This window comes from Terrabacter sp. 2TAF16, assembly GCF_052115065.1.
Classification (GTDB): Bacteria; Actinomycetota; Actinomycetes; order Actinomycetales; family Dermatophilaceae; genus Terrabacter.
This window is the reverse complement of sequence record NZ_JBFRFZ010000006.1, coordinates 508,196-532,810: the sequence shown is the minus strand read 5'-3', so window position 1 is coordinate 532,810 and position 24,615 is coordinate 508,196. Positions and strand designations below refer to the sequence as shown.

General features: G+C 71.4%; 24 protein-coding genes and 3 tRNA genes. 17 read left to right on the top strand and 10 right to left on the bottom strand.

All coding sequences use genetic code 11. The features are described from left to right. Window positions 1-149 precede the first annotated feature (149 nt). A complete protein-coding gene (locus tag AB4Z14_RS11325) occupies window positions 150-341 on the top strand; it encodes a BldC family transcriptional regulator (protein ID WP_028785469.1) in 192 nt (63 codons plus the stop codon). On the opposite strand, the gene AB4Z14_RS11320 is transcribed toward AB4Z14_RS11325, so the two are convergent. Both AB4Z14_RS11320 and AB4Z14_RS11315 read right to left on the bottom strand, forming a co-directional pair. After that, window positions 338-1,588 (bottom strand): AGE family epimerase/isomerase, encoded by a 1,251-nt coding sequence (locus AB4Z14_RS11320; RefSeq protein WP_442275241.1) that lies wholly within the window; start codon window positions 1,586-1,588, stop codon window positions 338-340. The genes AB4Z14_RS11325 and AB4Z14_RS11320 overlap by 4 nt on opposite strands. A 58-nt stretch (window positions 1,589-1,646) precedes the next feature. Continuing rightward, a complete protein-coding gene (locus tag AB4Z14_RS11315) occupies window positions 1,647-2,186 on the bottom strand; it encodes a MarR family winged helix-turn-helix transcriptional regulator (protein ID WP_442275389.1) in 540 nt (179 codons plus the stop codon). 91 nt (window positions 2,187-2,277) lie between these two features. Between AB4Z14_RS11315 and icmF the strand changes: the two genes are divergently transcribed. Continuing rightward, entirely contained in the window at window positions 2,278-5,547 is a 3,270-nt protein-coding gene (gene icmF / locus AB4Z14_RS11310) for a fused isobutyryl-CoA mutase/GTPase IcmF (protein WP_442275240.1), read from the top strand. 32 nt (window positions 5,548-5,579) lie between these two features. After that, window positions 5,580-6,341, top strand: coding sequence for a helical backbone metal receptor (locus AB4Z14_RS11305; protein ID WP_442275239.1), 762 nt, complete (start codon window positions 5,580-5,582; stop codon window positions 6,339-6,341). An 88-nt stretch (window positions 6,342-6,429) separates the two neighbouring features. On the opposite strand, the gene AB4Z14_RS11300 is transcribed toward AB4Z14_RS11305, so the two are convergent. The 3 genes from AB4Z14_RS11300 to AB4Z14_RS11290 all read right to left on the bottom strand — a co-directional run bounded on the left by AB4Z14_RS11300 (window position 6,430) and on the right by AB4Z14_RS11290 (window position 8,798). Further along, window positions 6,430-7,677 carry a cupin domain-containing protein gene (locus AB4Z14_RS11300; protein ID WP_442275238.1) on the bottom strand — a complete coding sequence of 416 codons (1,248 nt, stop codon included), beginning with the start codon at window positions 7,675-7,677 and terminating at the stop codon, window positions 6,430-6,432. Further along, window positions 7,677-7,880, bottom strand: a complete 204-nt coding sequence (locus AB4Z14_RS11295) for a hypothetical protein (RefSeq protein WP_056771211.1) — start codon at window positions 7,878-7,880, stop codon at window positions 7,677-7,679. The genes AB4Z14_RS11300 and AB4Z14_RS11295 overlap by 1 nt, the downstream gene beginning before the upstream one ends. 96 nt (window positions 7,881-7,976) lie before the next feature. Continuing rightward, entirely contained in the window at window positions 7,977-8,798 is an 822-nt protein-coding gene (locus tag AB4Z14_RS11290; protein WP_442275237.1) for a hydrolase, read from the bottom strand. 59 nt (window positions 8,799-8,857) lie between these two features. On the opposite strand from AB4Z14_RS11290, the gene AB4Z14_RS11285 reads away from it, so the two are divergent. Next, on the top strand, window positions 8,858-9,754 hold the full coding sequence (locus AB4Z14_RS11285; RefSeq protein WP_442275236.1) for a hypothetical protein: 897 nt from the start codon (window positions 8,858-8,860) through the stop codon (window positions 9,752-9,754). Between the two features lie 28 nt (window positions 9,755-9,782). Here AB4Z14_RS11285 and AB4Z14_RS11280 read toward each other — a convergent pair whose 3' ends face one another. Beyond that, a complete protein-coding gene (locus tag AB4Z14_RS11280; protein ID WP_442275235.1) occupies window positions 9,783-11,159 on the bottom strand; it encodes an AI-2E family transporter in 1,377 nt (458 codons plus the stop codon). A 138-nt stretch (window positions 11,160-11,297) separates the two neighbouring features. On the opposite strand from AB4Z14_RS11280, the gene AB4Z14_RS11275 reads away from it, so the two are divergent. From AB4Z14_RS11275 to AB4Z14_RS11250, 6 genes are all read left to right on the top strand, one after another. Continuing rightward, window positions 11,298-11,370: transfer RNA gene (locus AB4Z14_RS11275), tRNA-Thr, on the top strand. 59 nt (window positions 11,371-11,429) lie between these two features. Continuing rightward, a tRNA-Met gene (locus AB4Z14_RS11270) sits at window positions 11,430-11,506 on the top strand. Between the two features lie 170 nt (window positions 11,507-11,676). Further along, window positions 11,677-11,847, top strand: a complete 171-nt coding sequence (gene rpmG / locus AB4Z14_RS11265) for a 50S ribosomal protein L33 (RefSeq protein ID WP_020143294.1) — start codon at window positions 11,677-11,679, stop codon at window positions 11,845-11,847. 112 nt (window positions 11,848-11,959) lie between these two features. Further along, window positions 11,960-12,406 (top strand): FAS1-like dehydratase domain-containing protein, encoded by a 447-nt coding sequence (locus AB4Z14_RS11260; RefSeq protein ID WP_442275234.1) that lies wholly within the window; start codon window positions 11,960-11,962, stop codon window positions 12,404-12,406. Further along, complete coding sequence (locus AB4Z14_RS11255) at window positions 12,406-12,876, top strand: MaoC/PaaZ C-terminal domain-containing protein (protein ID WP_056822143.1); 471 nt, start codon at window positions 12,406-12,408, stop codon at window positions 12,874-12,876. Before AB4Z14_RS11260 ends, AB4Z14_RS11255 begins: the two co-directional genes overlap by 1 nt. Window positions 12,877-12,893: 17 nt before the next feature. Further along, window positions 12,894-13,967, top strand: a complete 1,074-nt coding sequence (locus AB4Z14_RS11250) for a UDP-N-acetylmuramate dehydrogenase (RefSeq protein WP_442275233.1) — start codon at window positions 12,894-12,896, stop codon at window positions 13,965-13,967. An 88-nt stretch (window positions 13,968-14,055) separates the two neighbouring features. On the opposite strand, the gene AB4Z14_RS11245 is transcribed toward AB4Z14_RS11250, so the two are convergent. The 4 genes from AB4Z14_RS11245 to AB4Z14_RS11230 all read right to left on the bottom strand — a co-directional run bounded on the left by AB4Z14_RS11245 (window position 14,056) and on the right by AB4Z14_RS11230 (window position 17,886). Continuing rightward, the gene (locus AB4Z14_RS11245) at window positions 14,056-14,739 is read right to left on the bottom strand and encodes a hypothetical protein (RefSeq protein WP_442275232.1); all 684 of its coding nucleotides are present in this window, start codon (window positions 14,737-14,739) and stop codon (window positions 14,056-14,058) included. 125 nt (window positions 14,740-14,864) lie between these two features. Further along, window positions 14,865-15,893, bottom strand: coding sequence for an adenosine deaminase (locus AB4Z14_RS11240; protein ID WP_442275231.1), 1,029 nt, complete (start codon window positions 15,891-15,893; stop codon window positions 14,865-14,867). A gap of 92 nt (window positions 15,894-15,985) precedes the next feature. Beyond that, window positions 15,986-16,507, bottom strand: a complete 522-nt coding sequence (locus AB4Z14_RS11235) for a DUF5709 domain-containing protein (RefSeq protein WP_056771184.1) — start codon at window positions 16,505-16,507, stop codon at window positions 15,986-15,988. Beyond that, on the bottom strand, window positions 16,504-17,886 hold the full coding sequence (locus AB4Z14_RS11230) for an aminotransferase class I/II-fold pyridoxal phosphate-dependent enzyme (RefSeq protein ID WP_442275230.1): 1,383 nt from the start codon (window positions 17,884-17,886) through the stop codon (window positions 16,504-16,506). The genes AB4Z14_RS11235 and AB4Z14_RS11230 overlap by 4 nt, the downstream gene beginning before the upstream one ends. A 257-nt stretch (window positions 17,887-18,143) precedes the next feature. Here AB4Z14_RS11230 and AB4Z14_RS11225 point away from each other — a divergent pair. From AB4Z14_RS11225 to AB4Z14_RS11195, 7 genes are all read left to right on the top strand, one after another. Then, window positions 18,144-18,216: transfer RNA gene (locus tag AB4Z14_RS11225), tRNA-Trp, on the top strand. A 116-nt stretch (window positions 18,217-18,332) separates the two neighbouring features. Continuing rightward, a complete protein-coding gene (secE, locus tag AB4Z14_RS11220; protein ID WP_056752708.1) occupies window positions 18,333-18,602 on the top strand; it encodes a preprotein translocase subunit SecE in 270 nt (89 codons plus the stop codon). 80 nt (window positions 18,603-18,682) lie between these two features. Then, entirely contained in the window at window positions 18,683-19,561 is an 879-nt protein-coding gene (gene nusG / locus AB4Z14_RS11215) for a transcription termination/antitermination protein NusG (RefSeq protein WP_442275229.1), read from the top strand. 97 nt (window positions 19,562-19,658) lie between these two features. Beyond that, complete coding sequence (gene rplK, locus AB4Z14_RS11210; RefSeq protein ID WP_147066061.1) at window positions 19,659-20,090, top strand: 50S ribosomal protein L11; 432 nt, start codon at window positions 19,659-19,661, stop codon at window positions 20,088-20,090. A gap of 148 nt (window positions 20,091-20,238) precedes the next feature. Then, window positions 20,239-20,955 carry a 50S ribosomal protein L1 gene (gene rplA / locus AB4Z14_RS11205; RefSeq protein WP_056771168.1) on the top strand — a complete coding sequence of 239 codons (717 nt, stop codon included), beginning with the start codon at window positions 20,239-20,241 and terminating at the stop codon, window positions 20,953-20,955. 226 nt (window positions 20,956-21,181) lie between these two features. Further along, window positions 21,182-23,065: a gamma-glutamyltransferase gene (ggt, locus tag AB4Z14_RS11200; protein ID WP_442275228.1), complete on the top strand. Its 1,884-nt coding sequence runs from the start codon at window positions 21,182-21,184 to the stop codon at window positions 23,063-23,065. A gap of 223 nt (window positions 23,066-23,288) precedes the next feature. Next, window positions 23,289-24,545: a choice-of-anchor P family protein gene (locus tag AB4Z14_RS11195; protein ID WP_442275227.1), complete on the top strand. Its 1,257-nt coding sequence runs from the start codon at window positions 23,289-23,291 to the stop codon at window positions 24,543-24,545. Window positions 24,546-24,615: the final 70 nt, after the last annotated feature.

The following is a 24,615-nucleotide window of genomic DNA, read 5'->3' as shown; positions in this document are numbered from 1 at the left end:
TGAACTGTCCGTACCGTGACAGGTGTCGGGAGCCGGCGACCGTCGCCGCAGGGCGTGCCGGGATCCGGGATCCTTCGGACTCGGGGTTGAGCAGCCAGCCCCGAGTCCGTGACCTCCACTGACGCTGCGATCGCGCGAGGCGGACTGACATGGACGGAAATGACACAGCGGTCGAGAGGCTGTTGACCCCGGCGGAGGTCGCGACGATCTTCCGCGTCGATCCCAAGACCGTCAGCCGGTGGGCACGGACCGGCCGGCTCCACGCGCTGCGGACGCTGGGCGGACATCGCCGCTACCCGGAGAGCGAGATCTGGGCCCTCGTCGACCGGCAGCAGGACTAGGCGGTCCGAGCCGACTGGAGGTGCCCGTCCCGGAGGGCCCCGGCGAACGACGTGATCTCGCCGAGCGCGCCGACGAGGCACGCCTGGTAGGCGTGGTAGACGTCCGGGCGTCCCTGCCAGACGACGCTCGACGGCGCGAGCTCGGGTGAGAGCTCGTGGCGCCACGACCCCTGCTCGGGGTCGACGAACCACGCGTGGGCGTGCTCCCACCACCGGTCGTACCAGGCGGCATACGTCGGGTCGCCGGTCGCGAGGTGGAGTGTGCGGGCGGCGCCGATGGCCTCGGCGACGACCCAGTGCAGCCGGTCCCGCACGACGGGCCGACCCTCGAAGTCGGTCGTGTAGACGAAGCCCTCGTGCCCGTCGACGTCCCAGCCCTCGTGCACCGCGACGTCGAAGAGCGAGCGCGCCTCGTCGAGCAGCCACGCCGGCGCCTCGGCCCCGAGGGCGTGGCGCAGGTGCAGCGACAGCCTCGACCACTCGAGCAGGTGGCCGGGCGTCACGCCGAACGGGCGGAACTTGTCGGTCGGTCGCTCGCGGTTGTAGTCGGGGCGCGGCTCCCAGGACGAGTCGAAGTGCTCGGGGAGGCGGTAGTTCCACGAGCGGGCGAAGCCGTGCACGACGCGCTCGGTGATCCGGAGCGCGTGACCGAGCCAACGCGGGTCGCGCGTGACGTCCCACGCCGCGAGCAGGGCCTCGAGCGAGTGCATGTTGGCGTTGACGCCGCGGTAGTCCTCGAGGTCGGTCCACGTGCGGTCCCAGACGTCGAGGGCGAGACCGTCGGACTCCCGCCAGAAGCGCTGCTCGTAGGTCTGCAGCGCGCGGTCGAGCAGGTCGTCCGCCCCGGGACGCCGGGCGGCTGACGCGGAGGTCGCGGCGAGCACGACGAACGCGTGCTCGTAGGCCCGCTTGTCGGACACGTCGGGCGTGCCGTCGCCGTGGACCGACGCGAACCAGCCACCGTGCTCGGGATCGTGGAGCAGGCCGCCGGGGGCGAAGGTCGCGACGCCGTGGTCGACGACCGCCTCGAACGACGTGTCGCCCTCGAGCACCGCCAGGGCGGCGACGTGGGTCATCCGTGCCGTGATCCACAGCTCGACGCCGTATGCCGGGTCGAGCCTCCCGTCGTCGCCGAGCCATCCGAACCCTCCGCCGGGCCGCTGCGCGGCGCGCGCGAGCTCGCGCAACGACCGCCGCTGCTGCGCGAGCCGGTCGAGGTGGTCCGGGGGCAGCGGGGTGTCGGGCATGCCCCCCAGTCTGCCGAGGTCGCGCCCCGGCCGCTGCCGGTCCGCGTAACGAACTGGGTCAGAAGTCGCCCGCGTCGCGTCGCAGCCGCGTCAGGACGTCGACGAGCGAGCGGACGTCGGTGGCTCCGAGGTCGGGCTGCTCGAAGACCTCGGCGTTGAGGGCCTTGGTGGCCCGCTCCGCGAGCTCGCGGCCGGTCGGGGTGAGGGCGACGAGCATCGCGCGCCGGTCCTCGGGATGCGTCGAGCGCGTCACGAGCCCGGCGTCCTCGAGGCGGTCGACCGCGTTGGTCACGCTCGTGGGGTGCACCTGCAGGCGGCTGCCGATGACCTTCATCGGGAGGGACCCGCGCCGGCTGAACCACAGGAGCATGAGCACCTCGTAGCGCGCGAAGGTCACCCCGAGCGGCCGGAGCGTCGCCTCGACGCGGGCGAGCACGATCTGGTGCGCGCGCATGAGCGAGGTGATGGCGGCCATCCCGTCGGCGGCCGGGCCCCAGCCCTGCTCGACCCACTGCTCCCGCGCCCGGGCGATCGGGTCGAAGCCGAGGCCGGACCCGGCGGCGACGCCGGCGCTCGCACCGCCCGCTCCGGCGCTCATGCCGCCCTCGGCGTTGGTCTGCGCACTCATGGCGCCATCGTAGGACGCCGACGCGTTGACGTCCATTAGTAGGAAGTCCTACTATTTTTGCATGTCCGACGCAACGAAGCGCGATCACCACCAGCCGTCCCACCACGTCCGCCTCGTCACGGCGAGCAGCCTCTTCGACGGGCACGACGCGTCGATCAACATCATGCGGCGCATCATGCAGACGCAGGGGGCCGAGGTCATCCACCTCGGGCACAACCGCTCGGTCCAGGAGGTCGTCGACGCGGCGATCGAGGAGGACGTCCAGGGCGTCGCCGTCAGCTCCTACCAGGGCGGGCACGTCGAGTACTTCGAGTACCTCGTGAAGCTGCTCGAGGAGAACGGCGCCGGCCACGTCCGCGTGGTCGGCGGGGGCGGCGGCGTCATCGTCCCCGAGGAGATCGCGCGGCTGCGTGAGTCCGGCGTCACGATCTTCAGCCCCGAGGACGGCCAGCGCCTCGGCCTCGCCGGCATGATCAACACCGTCGTCGCCGACTGCGACTTCGACCCGTGGGAGCTCGGTGCGCCCGCACTCGAGGCCGTGCTCGCCGGCGAGCGGGCCGCCGTGGCGCGCGCCATCACCGGCGCGCAGGAGGGTGACATCGACGACGCCATGCTCTCGGGCATCCGCGAGGCGGCCGCCCGGCGTCGCGTGCCGGTCCTCGGCATCACCGGCACCGGAGGCTCCGGCAAGTCGAGCCTCACCGACGAGCTGATCCGCCGGCTGCGCCTCGACCAGCAGGACAAGCTGCGGGTCGCCGTGCTCGCCGTCGACCCGACCCGCAGCCGTGGCGGCGGAGCGCTCCTCGGTGACCGCATCCGGATGAGCTCGCTCGACGGCGACCGCGTCTTCTTCCGGAGCCTCGCCACGCGCGGCGGCTCGCAGGTGCCGACGCACCTCGATGACGTCCTCGACGTCGTGCGCGCCGCCGGCTTCGACCTCGTCATCCTCGAGACGCCGGGCATCGGCCAGGGCGACGCCGCCGTCATCGACTACGCCGACGTCTCCCTCTACGTCATGACGCCGGAGTTCGGCGCCAGCAGCCAGCTCGAGAAGATCGACATGCTCGACCGCGCCGACGTCGTGGCCATCAACAAGTTCGAGCGCCGCGGCGCCGAGGACGCCCTGCGCGACGTCGGCCGCCAGATGGTGCGCAACCGCGAGGCCTTCGGCAAGAGTCCGGCCGACATGCCCGTCTACGGCACCTCGGCGGCCACCTTCAACGACGACGGCGTCACCGCGCTCTACCAGCAGCTGCGCGAGCTGCTCTCGGAGAAGGGGATGCCCGTCGACGAGGGCGTGCTGCCGCGCGTCGCCACGAGGCAGTCCACCCGCATCGCGACCATCGTGCCCGCGTCCCGGGTGCGCTACCTCGCCGAGATCAGCGACACGGTCCGCGGCTACCACGAGGCCACCGAGCGGTATGCCGCCGCGGCCAGCAGGGTGCAGCGGCTCGAGTTGGTGCGCGGGGAGCTCGCGGCCGCAGCGGCGGCCGACGACGTCGACAGCGCCGAGAGCGCGGTCGACGCCGTCGAGGCCCTCCTCGACCATGCCCGCACCGACGTGCCGACCGACGTGGCGAGCGCGCTCGCCGACTGGCCCTCCGTCGTCGAGTCCTACTCCGGCGACGAGCAGGTCGTGACGATCCGGGGCAAGGAGATCCGCAACACCCTGACCCGGGAGTCGCTGTCGGGCAACAAGATCCCCCGAGTCTCACTGCCTCGCTACCGCGACCACGGCGAGCTCGTCAGCTTCCTGCGCCGCGAGAACCTCCCCGGCTACTACCCCTTCACCGCCGGAGTCTTCCCGTTCAAGCGCGAGGGGGAGGACCCGGCGCGCATGTTCGCGGGGGAGGGTGACCCGTTCCGCACCAACCGCCGCTTCAAGCTCGTCTCCGAGGGGCAGCCGGCCACCCGCCTGTCCACGGCTTTCGACTCCGTGACGCTCTACGGCCGCGACCCCGACCCGCGCCCCGACGTCTACGGCAAGGTCGGCACCTCGGGCGTCTCCGTCGCCACGCTCGACGACATGAAGGCCCTCTACGACGGCTTCGACCTGGTGTCGCCGACGACGAGCGTCTCCATGACGATCAACGGTCCGGCGCCGACGATCCTCGCCTTCTTCCTCAACACCGCCATCGACCAGCAGGTCGACGCCTTCCGGGCGCGGGAGGGCAGGGAGCCCGGCGACGTCGAGCGCGAGGAGCTCACGGCATACGCCCTCGCCAACGTCCGCGGCACGGTGCAGGCCGACATCCTCAAGGAGGACCAGGGCCAGAACACCTGCATCTTCAGCACCGAGTTCAGCCTCAAGATGATGGCCGACATCCAGGAGTGGTTCATCGAGCGGAAGGTCCGCAACTTCTACTCCGTGTCCATCTCCGGCTACCACATCGCCGAGGCCGGGGCGAACCCCATCAGCCAACTCGCCTTCACCCTCGCCAACGGCTTCACCTACGTCGAGAGCTACCTCGCGCGCGGCATGGCGGTCGACGACTTCGCGCCCAACCTCAGCTTCTTCTTCAGCAACGGCATGGACCCGGAGTACTCCGTGCTCGGACGCGTGGCCCGCCGCATCTGGGCCGTGGCGATGAAGGAGAAGTACAACGCGGGTGAGCGGTCCCAGAAGCTGAAGTACCACGTGCAGACGTCGGGTCGCTCGCTCCACGCGCAGGAGATGGACTTCAACGACATCCGTACGACGCTCCAGGCGCTCATCGCGATCTACGACAACGCGAACTCCTTGCACACCAACGCTTTCGACGAGGCCGTGACGACCCCGTCGGAGGAGTCGGTGCGTCGCGCCCTCGCCATCCAGCTCATCATCAACCGCGAGTGGGGGCTCGCGATGAACGAGAACCCGCTCCAGGGCTCGTTCGTCGTCGACGAGCTGACCGACCTCGTCGAGGCGGCCGTCCTCAAGGAGTTCGACCGCATCACCGAGCGCGGCGGCGTGCTCGGGGCCATGGAGACCGGCTACCAGCGTGGCCGCATCCAGGACGAGTCGATGCTCTACGAGCACCGCAAGCACGACGGCAGCCTGCCGATCATCGGCGTCAACACCTTCCGCAACCCGCACGAGGGTGACGTGCCCCGCACGGTCGTGCTCGCCCGTGGCACCGAGGAGGAGAAGCAGAGCCAGCTCTCGCGCGTCCGGGCGTTCCGCGCAGAGCACGAGGTCGAGGCGGCGGCGGCGCTCGAGGAGCTCAAGGCCGTTGCCATCGAGGGCGGCAACGTCTTCGACGTCCTCATGCGGGCGGCGCGGGTGTGCTCGCTCCAGCAGGTGACCGAGGCCTTCTTCGAGGTCGGTGGCCAGTACCGCCGCAACGTCTGACCCACCCCGCAACCGTCGAAAGGCCACGAACCGTGCCGGTGACACTCGCCGACGACCTGGCGTATGCCGTGTCGTTGCCGACACCGCCGCGCCGGGTCGTGTCGTTGGTGCCGTCGATCACCGAGGCGTTGGCGACGACGTGCCCGGAGCGGCTCGTCGGCGCGACCGACTGGTGCACGCATCCGAAAGGTCTTGCGGTGCAACGGGTTCGGGGCACCAAGAACCCCGACCTCAGGGCCATCGCGGCTCTCGAGCCGGATCTCGTCGTGGTCAACAAGGAGGAGAACCGCGAGCTCGACGTCCGGCGGCTGCGGGCTGACGGCATACCCGTCTGGGTCACCGACATCGAGACGGTGCCGGGGGCGCTCGACTCGCTCGAGCGACTTTTCGTCGAGGTGCTCGAGGTCGGCACGCCCGACTGGCTCGTCGCCGCGCGGGGCGAGTGGGGTGGGCCCGTGCCCGATCCCGTCGTCGACGTGGCCGTGGCGATCTGGCGCGATCCGTGGATGGCGGTCGGGCGCGACACCTTCACCGGTGACCTCGTGTCCCGGCTCGGCTGGCGCAACGTCCTCGCCAACGCCCCGGAGCGCTACCCGCACGTCGAGGTGGCCGACCTCGACCGTGAGGGCGTGACCGTCCTGCTGCCCGACGAGCCGTACGTCTTCTCGGCGGCCGACGGTCCGGAGGCCTTCACGCAGGCCCGCACCGCGCTCGTCAGCGGACGCCTGCTCACCTGGTACGGCCCGAGCCTCGTCGGCGCCCAGGCGATCTTGAGTGCGGCCGGCACCGCCTGAGCCCCGGCACCGACTGACCTCTCGACCATCGCCACCCGACACGACGTGGCCCCTCGACGGATCAACCGTCGAGAGGCCACGTCGTGCCTCAGTCGTCGGCGACGACGAGCAGGCCGGAGAGCATCAGCCGACGAGCCAGCTCGAGCCCGACCATGTCGGCACGCAGCACTCCGCCCGCCAGGAGCGCCACGAAGGTGCCGACGTCGTGCGACTCGACCGGGAAGTCGGCGAGGCGGCTGCGCAGCCGAGCCGGGCCGTCGCCCGAGGGCACGAGCCGCGCGGCCACGTGCGGCCGGAGCCGGAGCGTCGTCTCGGGTCGGAGGGCCTCCGCGGCCGCCACCTGGGCGAGCGGGCTGATCGGCGCAGGGCGCTGCGAGCCGCGGGCTCTTGCCTCGAGGGCGTCGACGACCGTGGCCACGTCGATCTCGCCCAGGGCGCGTACGAGCGCTTCCCGCACGAGCTCGACGTCGGGGGCGATGGCCTCGTGGTCGAAGCCCGTCGGCGCGACGTCGAGCGAGGCGCGCACGCCCTCGTCGCGGCTGGCCTCGGCCAGCGCGATCGACACGAGCTCGTCGGCCACGTGACGTCGCGTCCAGACGTGGACGCCGAGAGTGAGGTGCGTGCTGACCCCGCCGAGCGCGGTGGCCGAGTGCACCCAGCCGCGCGGCAGGTAGAGGACGTCACCGGCACGGAGCGTGAACTCGTGGTCAGGTGCTCGACGTCCTGCCTCCTCGACCTCGGCCCGGTGGTCGGTCCACGGCTCGTCGCGCAGCGGTGACTCGTGCACCGGGGGCCGGACGCGCCAGGTCTTCTCCCCGGCCATCTGGAGCACGAAGACGTCGTGCACGTCGTAGTGGTCGCTGAAGCCGGTGTTCTGGCTGGGCGTGACGTAGGCGTTGGCCTGGACCGGGTGCCCCAGCTCCTCCGCGAGCTGCTGGGTGAAGTCGATGAGAGGTCCCCACGTGCGGTGCAGCCCCTGCAGGACGATGGTGGCACCGTCGGCGAAGAGCCCGAGCAGCTTGTCATCGCTCACCTGGTCGGCGACGGATGCACCGACGCCTCCGCTCTGGGTGAACTCCCGGTCACCGAGCGTGCGGCCGTTCTGGGCGACCCGCAGGAAGGGGGCGCGCAGCCCGCGTCGGGAGACGAGCTCGTCGACGGAGCCCTCGCCGAAGAGGTCGAGCAGTCCGCCCGGCAGGTCGGCTGCCCTGGTGACGACCGGCGTGTGCGACCAGTGATCCCTGGCGAACTCGTCGGCGGCGAAGGGGACGAGACGCCCGAGCGCCGAGCGCCCACGTTCGTGCGTGGGCACCCGGCTCGTCGTGCCAGCGGTCATCAGATCGAGCTGGTCGGGTCCGCTCCGGCCCCGCCGTCGGCGCCGCCGTCGTGGCTGCTCGTGTCGGCTCCGCCGTCAGCGGGGCCCTCGGTGTCGGCGCCACCGTCGGCGCCGCCGTCGTGGCTGCTCGTGTCGGCTCCGCCGTCAGCGGGGCCCTCGGTCGTCGGGTCGTCGCTCACGGGGTCCAGCGGGTTGTCGCTCATGGCTTCTCCTCCACGGGTGTGGCGCGGCGCCGGACGACGCCGTCGGGGTGCACCTACCCACTGGACGCGTCTCGGGCACGACCTGGCGCCGCGTCCTCACGTCAGGTGGTCGAAGTCTCCCCGCGTCCACGCCGCGTGGCGGTCGGCGGACCGTCGCAGCATGGCCTTGGCCCCTGACGGCACTGCGGTGCCGAAGTTGTTGTAGAGGCGGTCGAAGTGCAGGGCCTCCAGCTGACCGGCAACGCGCTGGACGACGTTGCCCGACAAGGGGATCCGGTTCGGATAGCTGCGCATGAAGCTCATCGACCGACGGTCTGGGTTGGGGAAGACGGCATCGCCCGCCAGCAGCACCCCGCGTCCTTCGGCGCCTGCCGTCCACTCGACAACGGCCTGACCGCGGAAGTGCCCGCCGACGCGGTGCAGCGTCAGACCCGGTGCGACCTGCCGCTGCTCGTCATAGAGCTCGACGAGCGGGTCTCGCCGGCGCACCCACTCGGCGTCGGGCGCGGCCACGAGCACCGGGACGTCGCCGAGCGCCCGGGCCCACTCCGTCTGCACGCCGTACATGTGCGGATGGCTCGAGGCCACCGCGAGCGTGGGCCCGAGCGATCGCACGAGCTCGACGGCGGCGTCGTCGATGTAGCCGACGCAGTCGAAGAGCAACACCCCCTCGGGGACGCGCACGACCATCGTCTGCTGCCCGATGCCGACCTCGGGCTCGGCGCGCAGCCCCCAGAGGTCGTCCTCGACCGCCTCGACGCGGATGCGCGTCCCGGACTCCCGCAGCCGGTCCACCGTCGTCCAGCGCTGCCCCTGCTCGGGCACCCACTGCCGCTCGTCCTCGCAGACGGCGCACGCGTCCGGAGGCTCGGGCAGGTCATCGGTCTCGACGGCGCACGTCGCACAGATCCAGATCACGGCCCCAGCCTGCCCGTCCCGCGCGGGCCGCACCAGCGGGTTTGCGGGAGGATGCAGAGGTGATCCTGCACCTGCGCGCCGCCGTCGAGCAGCTGTATGCCGCCCCGCCCGCTCGCTTCACCCCGCTCCGTTCCGAACTGGTGGCCCAGGCGAGGTCCGCGGGCGAGAAGGACCTCGCCGCCTCGGTGGGTGCCCTGCGCAAGCCGACCCTCGCCGCCTGGGCGGTGAACCACTTCGTGCGCGAGCACGCGGACGAGCTCGAGGAGCTCCGGTCGTTCGCCGAGCTGCTCCGTGAGGCCCAGCGCACCCTCGACGCCGACCAGCTGCGGTTGCTCGGCCGGGAGCGCGCCATCCGCGTCGACGCCCTGGCCGACCGCATCGCAGAGGTCGCGGCCGAGGACGGCCAGAAGCTCGGCGCCGGTGCGGCCCAGGAGGTGCGCGAGACGCTGACCGCGCTCATCGCCGACGAGGACGCCGAGGCCTCGGTCCTCACGGGCGCGCTCGTCAAGGCGCTCAGCTACTCGGGTTTCGGCTCGGTCGACGTGGCCGACGTCGTCGCCATCACGGACCCCGAGGAGCTCGGGTCGTCCGTGCCCGACCGCGCCCGACCGTCGCTCTCGGTCCTGCCCGGCGGGGGAGGAGGGGACGCCGTCGACCTCGAGGAGCGACGACGCAGCCGGCGCGCCGCCGAGCGGGCCCGACTCCAGTCGACACTCGAGACCGCACGGGCCGACCTGCGGTCCGCCGACCGACAGGTGGCGGTCCTCACGGCCCGGCAGGAGGAGGTCACGGAGGGCATCGCCGACCTCGAGCGGCGGCTCGCGACGGCGAGGTCCCGGCTCGAGAAGGTCACGGGTGAGCTCGACGAGGCGGGCGGCATACGCAGTCGCCGTGAGGCGGAGGAGGCCACGGCCCAGCAGGCGCTGGATGCCCACGACGCGCACGACGGGGAGTGACAGCGGCCGTCAGGGCCTCGGGTGCGGGCTACGTCTCCGGGCCCGACGTGTCGTGCCGGGAGAACCAGTGGCGCAGCGTCGCGCGCAGACCCGTCGGCTCCGGCGCCGCCGCGGGCGTCGGCGGCTCGGGTGCCTTCGCCCGGGCTCCGGGCAGCACCGGGAGGCGGGCCGTGAAGGACGCGTGCTGGTGGTCGGCCTTCTGGCGCTCACCGGGCTGCGGCGCGGCGAGCTGGGGGAGCAGCTCGTACTTGCGCGAGTAGATGTCGAAGAGGGCGAGCATCAGCGCGGCCACGGGCACCGCCACGAAGGCCCCCGAGACGCCGAAGAGCGCCGCGCCGAACATCACGGCTGCGAAGGACACCGCGGGATGCACGTCGACGGCGTCGGCCGAGATGCGCGGCTCGATCGTCACGTTCTCGATCTGCTGGTAGACGAGGGCGAAGCCGAGCAGCGCCAGCCCCTGCCACGGCTCCGGTCCGACGAGGCCGACGAAGACCGGCAGCGCGATCGCGATGTAGGTCCCGATGGTCGGCACGAACTGGGCCACGAGGCCGGTCCAGATGCCGAGGGCCAACCAGTAGTCCATGCCGATGATGAGCATGAACAGGCTCGACAGTCCGCCGCAGATCCCGGCGAGCACGAGCCGGGCCGACACGTAGCCGCCGGTCTTGATCACCGCGAGGTCCCACGCCACCCCGATGACCGCCTGCTGGCGCGGCGGGGCGAGCTGGGCGACCCAGCGACGCAGGCGCAGGCTGTCGGCGGAGAAGTAGAAGGTGAAGAAGAAGAAGGTGATCGACGAGAAGAAGGCGCCGAGCACCGTGGCGACGGCACCGATGAGGCCGCCGGCCACGCTGCCGGCCAGGGTGCTCAGGCCGCCGACGTCGCTCGTGAACTGGGCCAGCAGCTTGTCGGGGCTGAGCTCGACGCCGAAGGTCTCGTTGGCCCACGTCGTCGCACTCTGGACGAGCGAGGGGATCGAGGCGACGAAGGTGGCCAGCTGGTCGGCCAGCAGGTTGCCGAAGGCGAGCATGAAGACGATGCAGAAGACGAGCACGCCGAGCATGACGATCATGGTCGCCATGCCGCGCCGCATCCGGCGCGAGAGCCGTGCGACGGCCGGCTCCATCGCGATCGAGGCGAGCATGGCCATGATGAGGGTGAAGATGACCGAGCCGCCGTCGTCGATGACGAACTTGCCGAGGGCGGCGATCGCGACGATGGCGACCGCGAGCCAGCCCGCGCGCCACACGCTGCGCCGGTCGAAGCGCACCTGGACGTCGACCAGGCGGGTGTCCACGTCACCGACGTCGGTGCCGGGCGGTGGGCCCCCGGACCCGACCGGTGGGTCCGGCGGTTCGGTGGCCGGACCCGGGTCGTGCTGGCCGTCGATGAGACCGCTCATGCCCTGATCCTCCCAGTTGGGACGCCGGCCGTCGGTCATCTGCTCGATTTCGTATCCGCGCCGCCGACCGTGTAGTCTCACCGTCGCACAACAGGTCGTCCTGAAGACGTTCTCGCAACGTTTCTCGGTGTCGGCCGCGCCCCAATAGCTCAGTCGGCAGAGCGTTTCCATGGTAAGGAAAAGGTCTAGGGTTCGATTCCCTATTGGGGCTCTGGTCGGTCGGTTCCCGGCCTCGTCGCTTCTGCGGCGGGCCGGGGGACGACAGCCCATGGCGGGGTAGCTCAGCTGGTTAGAGCGCACGACTCATAATCGTGAGGTCGCGGGATCGAGCCCCGCTCCCGCTACCACCTCCGCGCGCACCCGGTTCGATTTCTCGAATCATCGGGGTGTCGCGTAGCCTTGGACGTCGCGCCTGCGTGTCACCCCGGGATGCCGCCCGGAACGCGTGACGCGCCGCGCGACACCCGTCGCAAGACGACCGAACACCCAAAGTACGTTCCCGAAAGAGCAGGTTGCCGTGGCCAGCAAGAGCAGCGACGTCCGTCCGAAGATCACGATGGCGTGTGTGGACTGCAAGGACCGCAACTACATCACCAAGAAGAACCGTCGGAACAACCCCGACCGTCTCGCCATGAACAAGTTCTGCCCGAAGTGCGGCAAGCACACGGAGCACCGCGAGACCCGCTGAACCATCGCGTTCCTCGACGCTCCCTCGGCCATCGGCCGGGGGAGCGTCGTCGTTCCCGGACGCCCACCGGGCGGCGCGGGCGCCGGTCGGCAGCGGTCGATAGGCTGCCCGTATGCCGGTGAACTCAGACTTCCAGGGCCGGGTCTACCCGCCCACCGAGACCTATCGGGTCAGTGCCGCCAAGATCCGTGAGTTCGCCGAGGCCGTCGGCTCGGCCGACCCGGTGCACGTCGACGCCGAGGTCGCCCGGGCCCGCGGCTACGCCGACGTCATCGCGCCTCCGACGTTCGCGGTCCTCATCGCCCAGCAGTGCGACGGCCAGCTGATCCGCGACCCCGAGGCCGGCATCGACTTCTCCCGCGTCGTGCACGGCGAGCAGCGCTTCGTCCACCACCGCCCCCTGACCGCCGGCGACGCCGTCGTCGGCACGCTCCACGTCGACACCGTGCGCGAGGCCGGCGGCCACGCCATGGTCACGACCCGCACCGAGCTCGCCACCGAGGCGGGTGAGGCCGTCTGCACGGCCACGTCGACCATCGTCATCCGAGGGGGCGAGTGATGAGCACCACTCCGAGCACTCCGAGCACTCCGAGCACGACGCCGGCGGCCGTGCGGTCCTTCTCCGAGGTCTCCGTCGGTGACGCGCTGCCCGCGACGACCGTCCACGTCGACCGGGCGCGCCTGGTCCAGTACGCCGGCGCCTCCCTCGACCGCAACCGCATCCACTGGGACGAGCCCTTCGCCAAGGCGGTCGGGCTGCCCGACGTCATCGCTCACGGCATGTTCACGATGGGCTCGGCGGTCACGCTCGTCACCGCCTGGGTGGGCGACGCCGGCCGCGTCGTCGAGTACGGCGTGCGCTTCACCCGCCCCGTCGTCGTGCCCTACGACGCCGGCGCCGACATCGAGGTCTCGGGCGTCGTCAAGTCCGTCGACCCCGAGACGAAGCGGGTCACCGTCGAGCTGACCGCCACCGCGGCCGGCGAGAAGGTCCTCGGCCGGGCGCTCGCCGTCGCGGTCCTCGACTGAGCCGGCCGGTCCACCGCGTGCAGGAGCAACACGACGTCCTCCTCTCGACCCTCACGACGATGCGGGTCGGTGGCCCGGCCGCGCGCGTCGTCACGGCCACGACCACCGACGAGCTCGTCGACGCGGTCCGTGAGGTCGACGACGCCGACGAGCCGCTGCTCGTCGTCTCGGGCGGCTCCAACCTCCTCGTCTCGGACGACGGCTTCGAGGGCACGGTCGTGCGCGTCGCCACGTCGGGCATCACGCCCGAGTCCGCCGACTACTGCGGCGGAGCCGTCGTCCGGGTGGCCGCCGGCGAGGCGTGGGACGACGTCGTGGCCCACGCCGTCGTGCAGGGATGGGCGGGCGTCGAGGGGCTGAGCGGCATACCCGGCCTCACCGGGGCCACGCCCATCCAGAACGTCGGCGCCTACGGCCAGGACGTCTCGCAGACGGTCGCGCAGGTGCGCACGTGGGACCGGCAGGAGCAGGCCGTGCGCACCTTCATGAACGCCGACTGCGCCTTCACCTACCGCCACTCGCGCTTCAAGGGGCACTCGCGCTACGTCGTGCTCGACGTGGTGTTCCAGTTCGAGGTCGCCGACCTCAGCCGCCCGGTGGCGTATGCCGCCCTGGCGAAGGGTCTCGGGGTCGAGCTCGGCACGCGCGTGCCCCTCCAGGACGCCCGTGAGGCCGTCCTCGCGCAGCGCCGGTCCCGCGGCATGGTGCTCGACGACGCCGACCCCGACACGTGGTCGTGCGGGTCGTTCTTCACCAACCCGATCCTCAGCCGCCACGAGTTCGACGACCTCGTCGAGCGCGTGGGGGAGCGGCTCGGGTGGGAGGGGCCGACGCCTCCGCGCTTCCCCGAGCCCGACGGCCGGGTCAAGACGAGCGCCGCGTGGCTCATCGACCACGCCGGCTTCGCCAAGGGCTTCGGCCTGCCGGCGCCTGCGGCGCTGTCCACGAAGCACACCTTGGCCGTGACCAACCGGGGCGGTGCCACGACCGCGGACGTCCTCGCCCTCGCCCGGCAGGTGCGCGACGGGGTGCGCGACACCTTCGGCGTGACGCTTGTCAACGAGCCGGTCATCGTCGGCGACCAGCTCTGAGAGCAGTTCCGGCGAGCGCTCGATCACCCGGCAAAGGCTCCGGTTCCCTTGGGAACCGGAGCCTTTCGCGTCAGACCGCGGGCCGCGACTACTTCGTCAGGACGACGGAGAAGGTCTTGGCCGGGATGCTCTTGTCCGTCGTGCTGACGGCGTAGGCCGGCCGGTTGAAGGCCAGGCGCAGGGCCGTCGTCGTGCCCTTGTCGACCTTGAAGAAGACCCACCCACGGTCGCGCTCGTCGCGCTTCGTCGTGAGCAGCGGGTCGGCCTTGTACGCCTTGCCGAACTCGGCCGTGGGCGCGACGTTCTGCTTGGGCTTCGTCGCGATGAGCGTCAGCATCTTCGGGTCGAGCGACGCCGAGTATCGAGAGCCGGCGGCGAACTCGACCTTGACCCCGACGATCTCGAAGGCCTCGGCCCCGACGGGCTGGTTCTTCGGGAACGGCAGGCCGCGCGAGACGCGCATGGCCGTGATCGTGTGGCCCAGCTGAGGGTCCTTGATGACGGCCTTGACGGTGCGCGTCGAGTACTTCGCCGGGGCGGCGGTCGTCGGCGCGGCCGTGGTGGGCGCTGCGGTCGTCGTGGACGTCGTCGAGGTGCTCGTCGCGGCCGGGGTCGTGCCGGCCGGCGCCGTCGGGTCGGCGGTCACGGGCGACTCCCCGCTGCACGCCGCGAGCGCGACGACGGGGGCGACGAGACCGACCACGGCGAGTCGTCGCAGACGGGCGCCGGAGGCGGTCGATGGGCGGGTGGTGGCGGGGGCAGAAGTCTTCATCTCCCGACCAGCATGACCGGGCGCACCGATCCTGAGCAAACCCGGTGGGGATGGGCGAGCAGGCCGGCTCCGTGGGGAGCGGCCCGTTATGACCGGTTACGACCCGGTCCTGCGTGTGGTCGGTGTCACGCCGGCCCGGCGAGCCAGGCGTCAACGTCGGCGAGCGCGGCCTTGCGCAGGCGGTCGGGCATCCGGCTGCCCTCGAGGGAGCCGCGGGCGAGCGCGGCGAGGCCGTCGTCGTCGAAGCCGAGCTCTCGGGCCGCGGCGTACTGCGCGGCCAGGCGGGACCCGAAGAGGAGCGGGTCGTCCGCGCCGAGCGCCACGGGGATGCCGGCCTCGACGATCCGGCGCAACGGGACGTCGCCCGCGTCGGCGTAGACCCCGAGGGCGACGTTGCTGCCCGGGCACACCTCGAGGGTCACGCCGGCCTCGGCGACGGCGTCGAGCACCTGTGGGTCCTCGACGCTGCGCACGCCGTGCCCGATGCGGTCCGGGGCGAGGTGCTCGAGCGTCTCCATGACGGACTGGGCGCCGAGGAGCTCGCCGCCGTGCGGCACGAGGGCCAGACCGGCCCGGCGGGCGATGGCGAAGGCCGGCGCGAAGTCGGCGACGGCTCCGCGCCGCTCGTCGTTGGACAGGCCGAAGCCGACGACGTCGCCGGCCTCCTCGCCCGCGTGGTGGGCGGCGAGGCGAGCGAGCGTGCGGGCCTCGAGGGGGTGGCGCATGCGGCTCGCCGCGACGACGACTCCGACCCCGATGTCCCCCGCGGCCGACACGGCGCGTGCCTCGTCGAGCACGATCTCGAGCGCCGGCGTGATCCCGCCGACGAAGGGGGCGTACGACGTCGGGTCGACCTGGATCTCGAGCCAGCGTGACCCCTCGGCCGCGTCGTCGGCCGCGGCCTCGCGCACGATCCGGCGCATGTCGTCCTCCCCGCGCACACAGGACCGGGCGGCGTCGTAGAGGCGCTGGAAGCGGAACCAGCCGCGCTCGTCGGTGGCTCGGGCGAGTCGAGGCGGCCAGCCCGTCACGAGGGCGTCGGGCAGGCGGATGCCGTGCCGGGCGGCGAGGTCTCGCACCGTGTCGATGCGCATCGAGCCCGTGAAGTGCAGGTGCAGGTGCGCCTTGGGCAGGTCCTGCACCGCACGCGTCATGCGGGTCAGTGTGTCATCCGGTCCCGGGCGGCGCAGAGCGGCCACGGCGCGGCTGGTGCCGGGCCGTGGCCTCTCTGCGGGTCGGGCGGGACTCAGTCCTCGTCGGGCTCGTCAGCGATCTCGTCGACGATGTGCATCGCGGCCTCCTCGGCCGACGCGCCGGCCCCGTCGACGCCGACGTCGCTGGCCCAGGCCTGCTTCTCGTCGTCGTCGTGGGCGCCCTCGTCGTCGGCCACGAGGCGACCGGCGCGGGCGTCGCCCACCTCGTGGTCGCCGAGCCAGTCGTCCTCGGCGTCGATGGCGTCGGGGTCGTCGCCACCGACGCGGTCGCCGTCGAGGCCGCTCTCGTTGTCGGGCGCGCCGTAGGCGGAGTCGGGGTCCGGCACCTCCTGGCGGATGCGCTCGTCGATGGTCTCGTCGACGGACTCCTCGTAGGCGGTCGTGCCGTGGGCGGTGACGCCCTGCGGCCGGTCGTTGGGCGAGTAGCCGCGGTCGAGCACGTCCTCGAGGTCACCGTCGTCGAGGGTGTCCTCGGGCTGGAGCTGGTCCTCGTCGTCGACGCTGTAGGTCGTCAGCTCGTCGTCGATGGTCTCGTTGGGATCCTGGTCGCTCATCGCGAGGCTCCTTCGGTGGCGGTGTGCGAGGGGCTCGTGGCGTCCCCGGCCGACGGCGTCTCGCCGTCGCCCTCTGCCCCTACCCCCGCGGCGCGGTCCTGCGTCAGCTTCTCGGCAGCGGCGAGGGCGACGCACGTCGCGACGCCGGCCATGGCCGTGCGCACCTCGTCGAGCACGGGGAAGGTCGGGGCCAGGCGGATGTTGCGGTCGCGCGGGTCGTGGCCCAGCGGGAAGGACGCGCCCGCCGGCGTCAGCGCGATGCCGGCCTCCTTGGCGAGCGCGACGACCCGGGACGCGGTCCCGTCGAGCACGTCGAGGTTGACGAAGTAGCCCCCGGTCGGGTGGCTCCACTCGGCGACCTCGAGCCCCGCGAGGCCGTTCGTCAGCGCCTCTGCGACCGCCGCGAACTTCGGCGCGATGATCTCGCGGTGCTTGCGCATGTGCGCACGCACGCCGTCGGCGTCGTGGAAGAACTCGACGTGACGCAGGTGGTTGACCTTGTCGGGACCGATGGAGCCCATCGCGAGGTGTCCGAGGTACCAGGTGACGTTGGCCGCGCTCGCGGCGAGGACGGCGACTCCGGCGCCCGCGAAGGTGATCTTCGAGGTCGAGGCGAACATGATCGGCCGGTTCGGGTGCCCGGAGGCGGCGGCGAGGCTGAGGATGTCGGCGCTCTTGGCCTCGTCCTCGGTGAGGTGGTGGAAGGCGTACGCGTTGTCCCAGAAGATCGTGAAGTCGGGCGCCGCTGCAGGCATGGCCGCGAGGCGGGCGGCGATCTCCTGCGAGACGACGGCACCGGACGGGTTGGCGTAGGTCGGGACGATCCAGATGCCCTTGACGCTCGGGTCGTCCTTGACGAGCGCCTCGACGGCGGCGATGTCGGGGCCGTCCGCGTGCATGTCGACGGTGACCATCTCGATGCCGAACGACGCGAGCATCGAGAAGTGGCGGTCGTAGCCGGGGACGGGGCAGATGAAGCGGACCTTCTCCTCCTGCGACCAGGGCCGCGGCGAGTCGACGCCGCCGAAGAGGAGGAAGTCGACGATCGTGCTGTACATCATCGTCAGGCTCGAGTTGCCGCCGGCGACGACCTGGCTGGGCTCGACCCAGAGCAGCTCGGCGAAGAGATCGCGCAGCTCGGCGAGGCCCTCGAGTCCGCCGTAGTTGCGCACGTCGACCCCGGCGCGGTCCTTCGTCGTGGTCGGCAGGCGCAGGAGGTCGTCGGAGAGGTCGAGCTGCGCGGCGGACGGCTTGCCCCGCGTCAGGTCGAGCCTGAGACCGCGCGACTGCAGGGCCGCGTAGGCTTCACGCTGCTCGGCGAGGAAGCCGGCCAGGTCGTCGTCGGACAGGGACGCGAGGGGGGTGCGCGGGTTCGTCACCTCTCGATCCTGCCACTGCGGCGGCCGGGTGGGGCGGCCGAGTCCGTATGCCGGGTCGCGCGGTTCCCCCCGCGGGCGCGGCAGGTGCCCGAAGGCTTCCCGAAGGGTCACGTGCCGGCGACGGGGGAGGGCCCGCGGAGGGGTTTCGGGTCGGTTCGCGTTGGGGCGCATCCGTCCCGTATGATCGTCCCTCGGACGGCTTCGCTGGCCATGCTGACGCATGCCGTCCCGCCGTGGACACCCAACGTCCCCGGCGAAGGGCAATAGCTCAATTGGTAGAGCACTGGTCTCCAAAACCAGCGGTTGGGGGTTCGAGTCCCTCTTGCCCTGCGCATCCCAGTGATGTGGTCGTCGTGCAAGGCGGCACGCGGCTTCTGCCCTGACGTGGGACTCCACGGTCCGGGTGTGGCGCCCGCGGGCCGACACCCAGGCAGAAAGAAGGAATCGTGACGGAGACGAGCGCCAAGCGCGGGTCCGGCCGTGCCGACAAGGCTCGCGGCGGCAACCCCGTATCGCGCCTCTTCGGCGCGATCAGCCTCTTCGTGCGCCAGATCCTCGACGAACTGCGCAAGGTCGTGCGGCCGACGGGTCCTGAACTCGTGCGCTACACGACCGTCGTGGTCGTGTTCGTCGTGATCATGATGGCGCTCGTGTCAACGCTCGACTTCGGTCTGAGCCGACTGGTCTCCTGGGTCTTCACCGGCTCGGCCACCTGAGGCACGAGCCACCGGCACCCGACCGGGATGTCACTGCCGGCCGTCACGGCCGGTCCACGAGCAAGGAAGTAGGTCAGAGCGTGTCCGAGCAGTTCGCCCACGAGGGCGCCCCGAACGGCGAGAGCACCGAGAGCGACGTCGTCGACCCCGCGGTCGAGACCGACGACCTCTCGGCCTCCGACGTCGAGTCGGGTGCTGAGGACGACGCCACCGACTCCGACCTCGACACCGTCGAAGCGGAGACCGACGACGAGTCCGGCGACGAGTCCGGCGACGACGTCGATGCCGCCGTTGACTCCGAGACGTCCGAGACCTCCGGTGACGACGAGCCGGTGGCCCAGGGCAGCGGCGACCCCGTCGCCGACTTCAAGGCCGACCTGCGCACGCGCTTCGGTGACTGGTACGTCATCCACTCCTACGCCGGCTACGAGAACCGCGTGAAGGCCAACCTCGAGACGCGCATCCAGACCCTCAACATGGAGGACTTCATCTTCGAGATCGAGGTCCCCATGGAGGAGGTCACCGAGATCAAGAACGGCCAGAAGAAGCAGGTCCGTCGCGTCCGGATGCCCGGCTACGTCCTCGTCCGCATGGACCTCACCGACGAGAGCTGGGGCGCCGTGCGCCACACGCCCGGCGTCACCGGGTTCGTCGGCAACGCCCACCAGCCGGTGCCGCTGTCGATCGACGAGGTCTTCACGATGCTCGCCCCGAACTTCGAGGCCGCTGCGGCCGCCGACGGCTCCGGCGCGTCGTCGAGCTCGAGCGCCGGCAAGGACGTGCGGGTCGTCGACTTCGAGGTCGGCGAGTCCGTCACCGTCATGGAGGGCCCGTTCGAGACCCTTCCCGCGACGATCTCCGAGATCAACCCCGACACCCAGAAGCTCAAGGTGCTCGTCTCCATCTTCGGCCGGGAGACCCCGGTCGAGCTCTCCTTCGCCCAGGTCGCCAAGATCTGATCGAGGGTCGTACGACCTCGTGCGGCTGACCGCACGAGGACATGCAACCGGGTCATCGCCCAAGGCGTCGGCCCAGCAACACAGAAGGTAGGCATCCATGCCCCCCAAGAAGAAGGTCTCCGGCTTCATCAAGCTGCAGATCCAGGCCGGTCAGGCCACCCCCGCCCCGCCCGTCGGCCCCGCCCTCGGTCAGCACGGCGTCAACATCATGGAGTTCGTCAAGGCGTACAACGCCGCGACGGAGTCCCAGCGCGGCAACGTCATCCCGGTCGAGATCACGGTCTACGAGGACCGCTCGTTCACCTTCGTGACGAAGACCCCGCCGGCCGCCGAGCTCATCAAGAAGGCCGCCGGCGTCGCCAAGGGCTCGGGCGAGCCGCACAAGACCAAGGTCGCCAAGCTCTCGCGCGACCAGGTCCTCGAGATCGCCCGTCAGAAGATGGAAGACCTCAACGCCCACGACGAGGAGATGGCGGCGCGCATCATCGCCGGCACCGCCCGCTCGATGGGCATCGACACCGAGCTCTGACGAGCTCGCGTCACCAGACGCCGGGACGCCCGCCCTCCGCGTGAGGGCGGGCACCCCCGGACCGGGCCACACGGCATACGGCCGTGAGGTCCCGTGGGAGACCAGCGCACGGTCGCACCACGACTCCACGAAGAAAGCAGGAGCAGTCATGAAGCGCAGCAAGAACTACCGCGCAGCCGCCGAGCTCGTCACGCCCGGCAAGGTCTACGCCCCGCTCGAGGCCGTCCGCGTCGCCAAGCAGACCGCCAAGGCCAAGTACGACGAGACCGTCGAGGTCGCCATGCGCCTCGGCGTCGACCCCCGCAAGGCCGACCAGGCCGTCCGCGGCACGGTCAACCTGCCGCACGGAACGGGCAAGACCGCCCGCGTCCTCGTCTTCGCCAACGGCGACAAGGCCGAGGCCGCCCGTGAGGCCGGCGCCGACCACGTCGGCTCCGACGACCTGCTCGAGAAGGTCCAGGGCGGCTGGCTCGACTTCGACGCGGTCGTCGCCACGCCTGACCTCATGGGCAAGGTCGGTCGTCTCGGCAAGGTCCTCGGCCCGCGTGGTCTCATGCCGAACCCGAAGACCGGCACCGTGACGATGGACGTCGCCAAGGCCGTCGCCGACATCAAGGGCGGCAAGATCGAGTTCCGCGTCGACAAGCACGCGAACCTCCACTTCATCATCGGCAAGGCCTCCTTCGACGAGACGAAGCTCGTCGAGAACTACGCCGCTGCCCTCGAGGAGATCCTGCGTCTGAAGCCGGCCAGCTCCAAGGGCCGCTACATCGAGAAGGCCACCGTCTCCACGACGATGGGCCCGGGCATCCCGCTCGACTTCTCCAAGACGCGCAACCTCCTCGCCGAGGAGGACCAGGCCTGACCGCCTGACGCACCCGACGCAGAGCCCGTCACCCTTCCGGGGGTGGCGGGCTCTCGTGCGTCTCCGACCGTCCTGGCTGGGGACGCTCCCGGCGCCGACGCCATTCGCTCACTCGAGTGAGCGCCCCGTCCCAGTCGAGTGGCCTCGTGGTCACACCCTGTCCCAGACCTCGGATCGGCGGGGTTCTCGGGGCGATCTGCGGCGTTTGCGCGGGTACGGTCGAAAGATGAGTCGTCACAGCGTATGCACCACGACACGTTCCCGATGGGTCCTCGGCGCTCTCGTCGTCGGGCTCCCTCTCTCCCTGTTGCCGGCCACGGCCGGCGCGCAGCCGGCGGTCGCGCCCGCCGCCGCAGCGGCTGACCGCGGCTGGCACGGCCAGCCCACCCCGCTACCGAAGGTCCCCGTCATGACGGGCTCCGGGGGTGCCGTCAGCTCGGTCGACCGCGACGCCTCGCAGGTCGGCATCGACGTCCTCGCCCGCGGGGGCAACGCAGCTGACGCTGCGGTCGCGACCGCAGCGGCGCTCGGCGTCACGGAGCCCTACAGCGCCGGCATCGGCGGCGGTGGCTTCCTCGTCTACTACGACGCGCGCAGCAGGAAGGTCTCGACCATCGACGGCCGCGAGACGGCTCCGGCGACGTTCACCGGCAAGACCTTCACCGATCCGGCCACGGGCAAGGCGATGGACTTCAACACCGTGGTGAACTCGGGGCTGTCGATCGGCGTACCCGGCACGCCCGCCCTGTGGGCCAAGGCGTTGCGCGACCACGGAACGCTGTCGCTCAACGCGGCGCTCAAGCCGGCCGAGCGCCTCGCCGCCACGGGCTTCGTCGTCGACCAGACGTTCGCCGACCAGACGGCAGCCAACGCCGCACGCTTCTCCGTGTTCCCCGAGACGGCGAAGGTCTTCCTGCGGGGCGGCCAGGCTCCGGCCGTGGGCTCGGTCTTCACCAACCCCGACATGGCCAGGGCGTACCGGACGCTGCGCACCCAGGGCACGGAGGCGCTGTATGCCGGCGCGCTCGGACGGGCGATCGTCGCCGAGTCCCGGGCGCCGCACACCAAGGCGGGTTCCTCGGTCATGGGCGGAAGGATGACGACGGCCGACCTGCGCGCCTACCGCGCCCTGACCAAGGCCCCGATCCACTCGCAGTACAAGGGCTACGACGTCTACGGCATGCCGGTCCCGAGCTCGGGCGGCATCGCGGTGGCCGAGATCCTCAACCTCGTCCAGGCCTACGAGGACCGCACGGGCGTCTCGACGTCCGACCTGTCGGACGTCGACTACCTGCACCGGTTCTCGGAGGCGTCGGCGACGGCCTTCGCCGACCGCAACCGCTGGGTGGGTGACGTCCCCGACGTGCCGGTCAAGGAGCTGACCGATCCTGCCTTCGCCGCAGAGCGCGCCTGCCTCTTCGACCCGATGAAGGCCCAGGCCCGTCCGATCCCGTTCGGCTCGCCCGACGGTGCCTACACCGCCTGCACGCCCGGCACGGTCGCGCAGAGCGAGCCCTACGAGGGGCAGTCGACGACGCACCTGACGGCCACCGACCGCTGGGGCAACGTCGCGTCGTACACCCTGACCATCGAGCAGACCGGTGGCTCGGGCATCACGGTCCCCGGGTACGGGTTCCTGCTCAACAACGAGCTCACCGACTTCAACTTCACGCCGCTGACCCCGGGCGTCCCGGACCCGAACCTGCCCGGCCCCGGCAAGCGTCCGCGGTCGTCGATGAGCCCGACGATCCTGCTCGACGACGGCAAGCCCTTCCTCGCGGTGGGTTCGCCGGGCGGTGCCACGATCATCACGTCGGTGTCGCAGACGATCCTCGGCTACCTCGACCGCGACCTGTCGCTCGTCGACGCGATCGCGGTGCCGCGCCTCAGCTCACGCAACGGCTCCAGCGAGGGCGCCGAGCCCGCGATCCTCAGCGGTCCGACCGGTGCGGCGCTGACGGCGATGGGCCACAAGCTGGCATCGGCGGGCACGCCGAACGAGATCGGTGCCGTGACGGCGATCCGCAGCCTGCGCGGGGGCCTGTTCGAGGCTGCCGCGGAGACGACGCGTCGTGGCGGCGGCTCGGCCATGGTCGTGCACCCCCGCTGACCTGACGACGAGACCCACGCGACGGGTGAGGCCGGTCCCGACGGGGCCGGCCTCACCTGTGTGCCAGGGCTCCGGCAGGTGCTTGAAATCGCAATCAGCGCATTACCACACCAACCTTGTGATTGACGCATCCAGCCCATAACACGCCGAGAGTCCGTGTCGTTGACATGAGTACATCGGTCAGGGGATCGATGAGCAGGGCATCGATGACAGGAGCACGACCATGAACAGGAAACTCACGGCGATCCTCGCAGCAGCGGCCATCTCCACGATGGCCGCGCCCCTCGGTGCCGCACCGGCATCCGCAGCACCGCCGGCGACCGGAGTCTCGGCCCTCGCCTACGGCACCTACGTCGTGGTCGGGGGCCTCGTGCGTTCCGGGCCCACGGCTCTCGCCTCGATCGGCTGCACGACTGCCTTCGGCCACACGGCCACGGGATCCACGGCGGCAGTCACCGTCCCGACGGCCGGGTCGGTGGGGGCGACGCGCACCTCGGCCGCGACCTCGACGACGACGACCTACAAGATCAGCCGTGCCACGGCGACCACGGGGGCGGTCAACCTCCTCGGCGGGCTCGTCCGAGCCGATGCCGTCACCGGGGCCAGCACGGCGACGTTGAGCACGTCAGGCGTCTACGGCGGCGGCAACCGCGCCGAGCTGATCGGCCTCAAGATCGGCGGGCGTGCCCTCAATGCGAACCCGGCTCCGAACTCGGCGATCCCGCTGCGGACCTCGGCCGGGGCCGCTCTCGCCACGGTCTACCTCAACACGCAGACGAAGGCGTTCTCCGGCAACGACTGGCGAGTCAGCACGACGGCCCTGCGGGTCGTCATCACCGCACAGAACTCCCTCGGCCTGCCGGTCGGGTCACGCATCGACGTCGGGGTCGCCAATACCTCCTTGTCGCGACCGGTGGTCGGGCTCGTCTCCGGCATGGGCTACGCCACGTCGGCCAACCTCGCCGACGGCGCCGTGTCCTCGAGCCGGACCGCTCTCGCGTACCCCCCGTGCACCGGAGGCTCGGGACGTGCGACGGTGGCCACGGCAGGGGTGCCGGGGGTCGTGTCGACCGGCACGACGACGACAGACGTCATCTCCACCATCACGGCCACGTCCCGTCGCAGCCAGGTGAAGAGCACCATCGGTGCGCCCCGCGTGCTGAACGGCCTCATCAGCGCCGACACGATCGTCGCCGAGACCTCGGCGGCCCAGTCGAGCGCGGGCGCCACCCCGGTGACCACCGACGCCTCGCGGTTCGTCGGGCTGCGCATCACCGGTCTGCCCTCCATCACCTCGACGGTCAAGCCCAACACGGTCGTGACCGTGCAGGGGCTCGGCCGGGTCACCCTGCACAAGGTGACCCGCACCGCGACGTCGGTCGAGGTCGTCATGATCGAGGTCGTCACCGACCGCGTGCTGGGCTCGCTGCCGACGGGCTCCGTCGTCCGGGTCGGCTACTCCGCGAGCTCGCTGCTCTGAGGCGGCACCCATCGTGACGAGGCCGCGGTCGGCATCACCGACCGCGGCCCGTCATTTGGGGGAGAGAGGG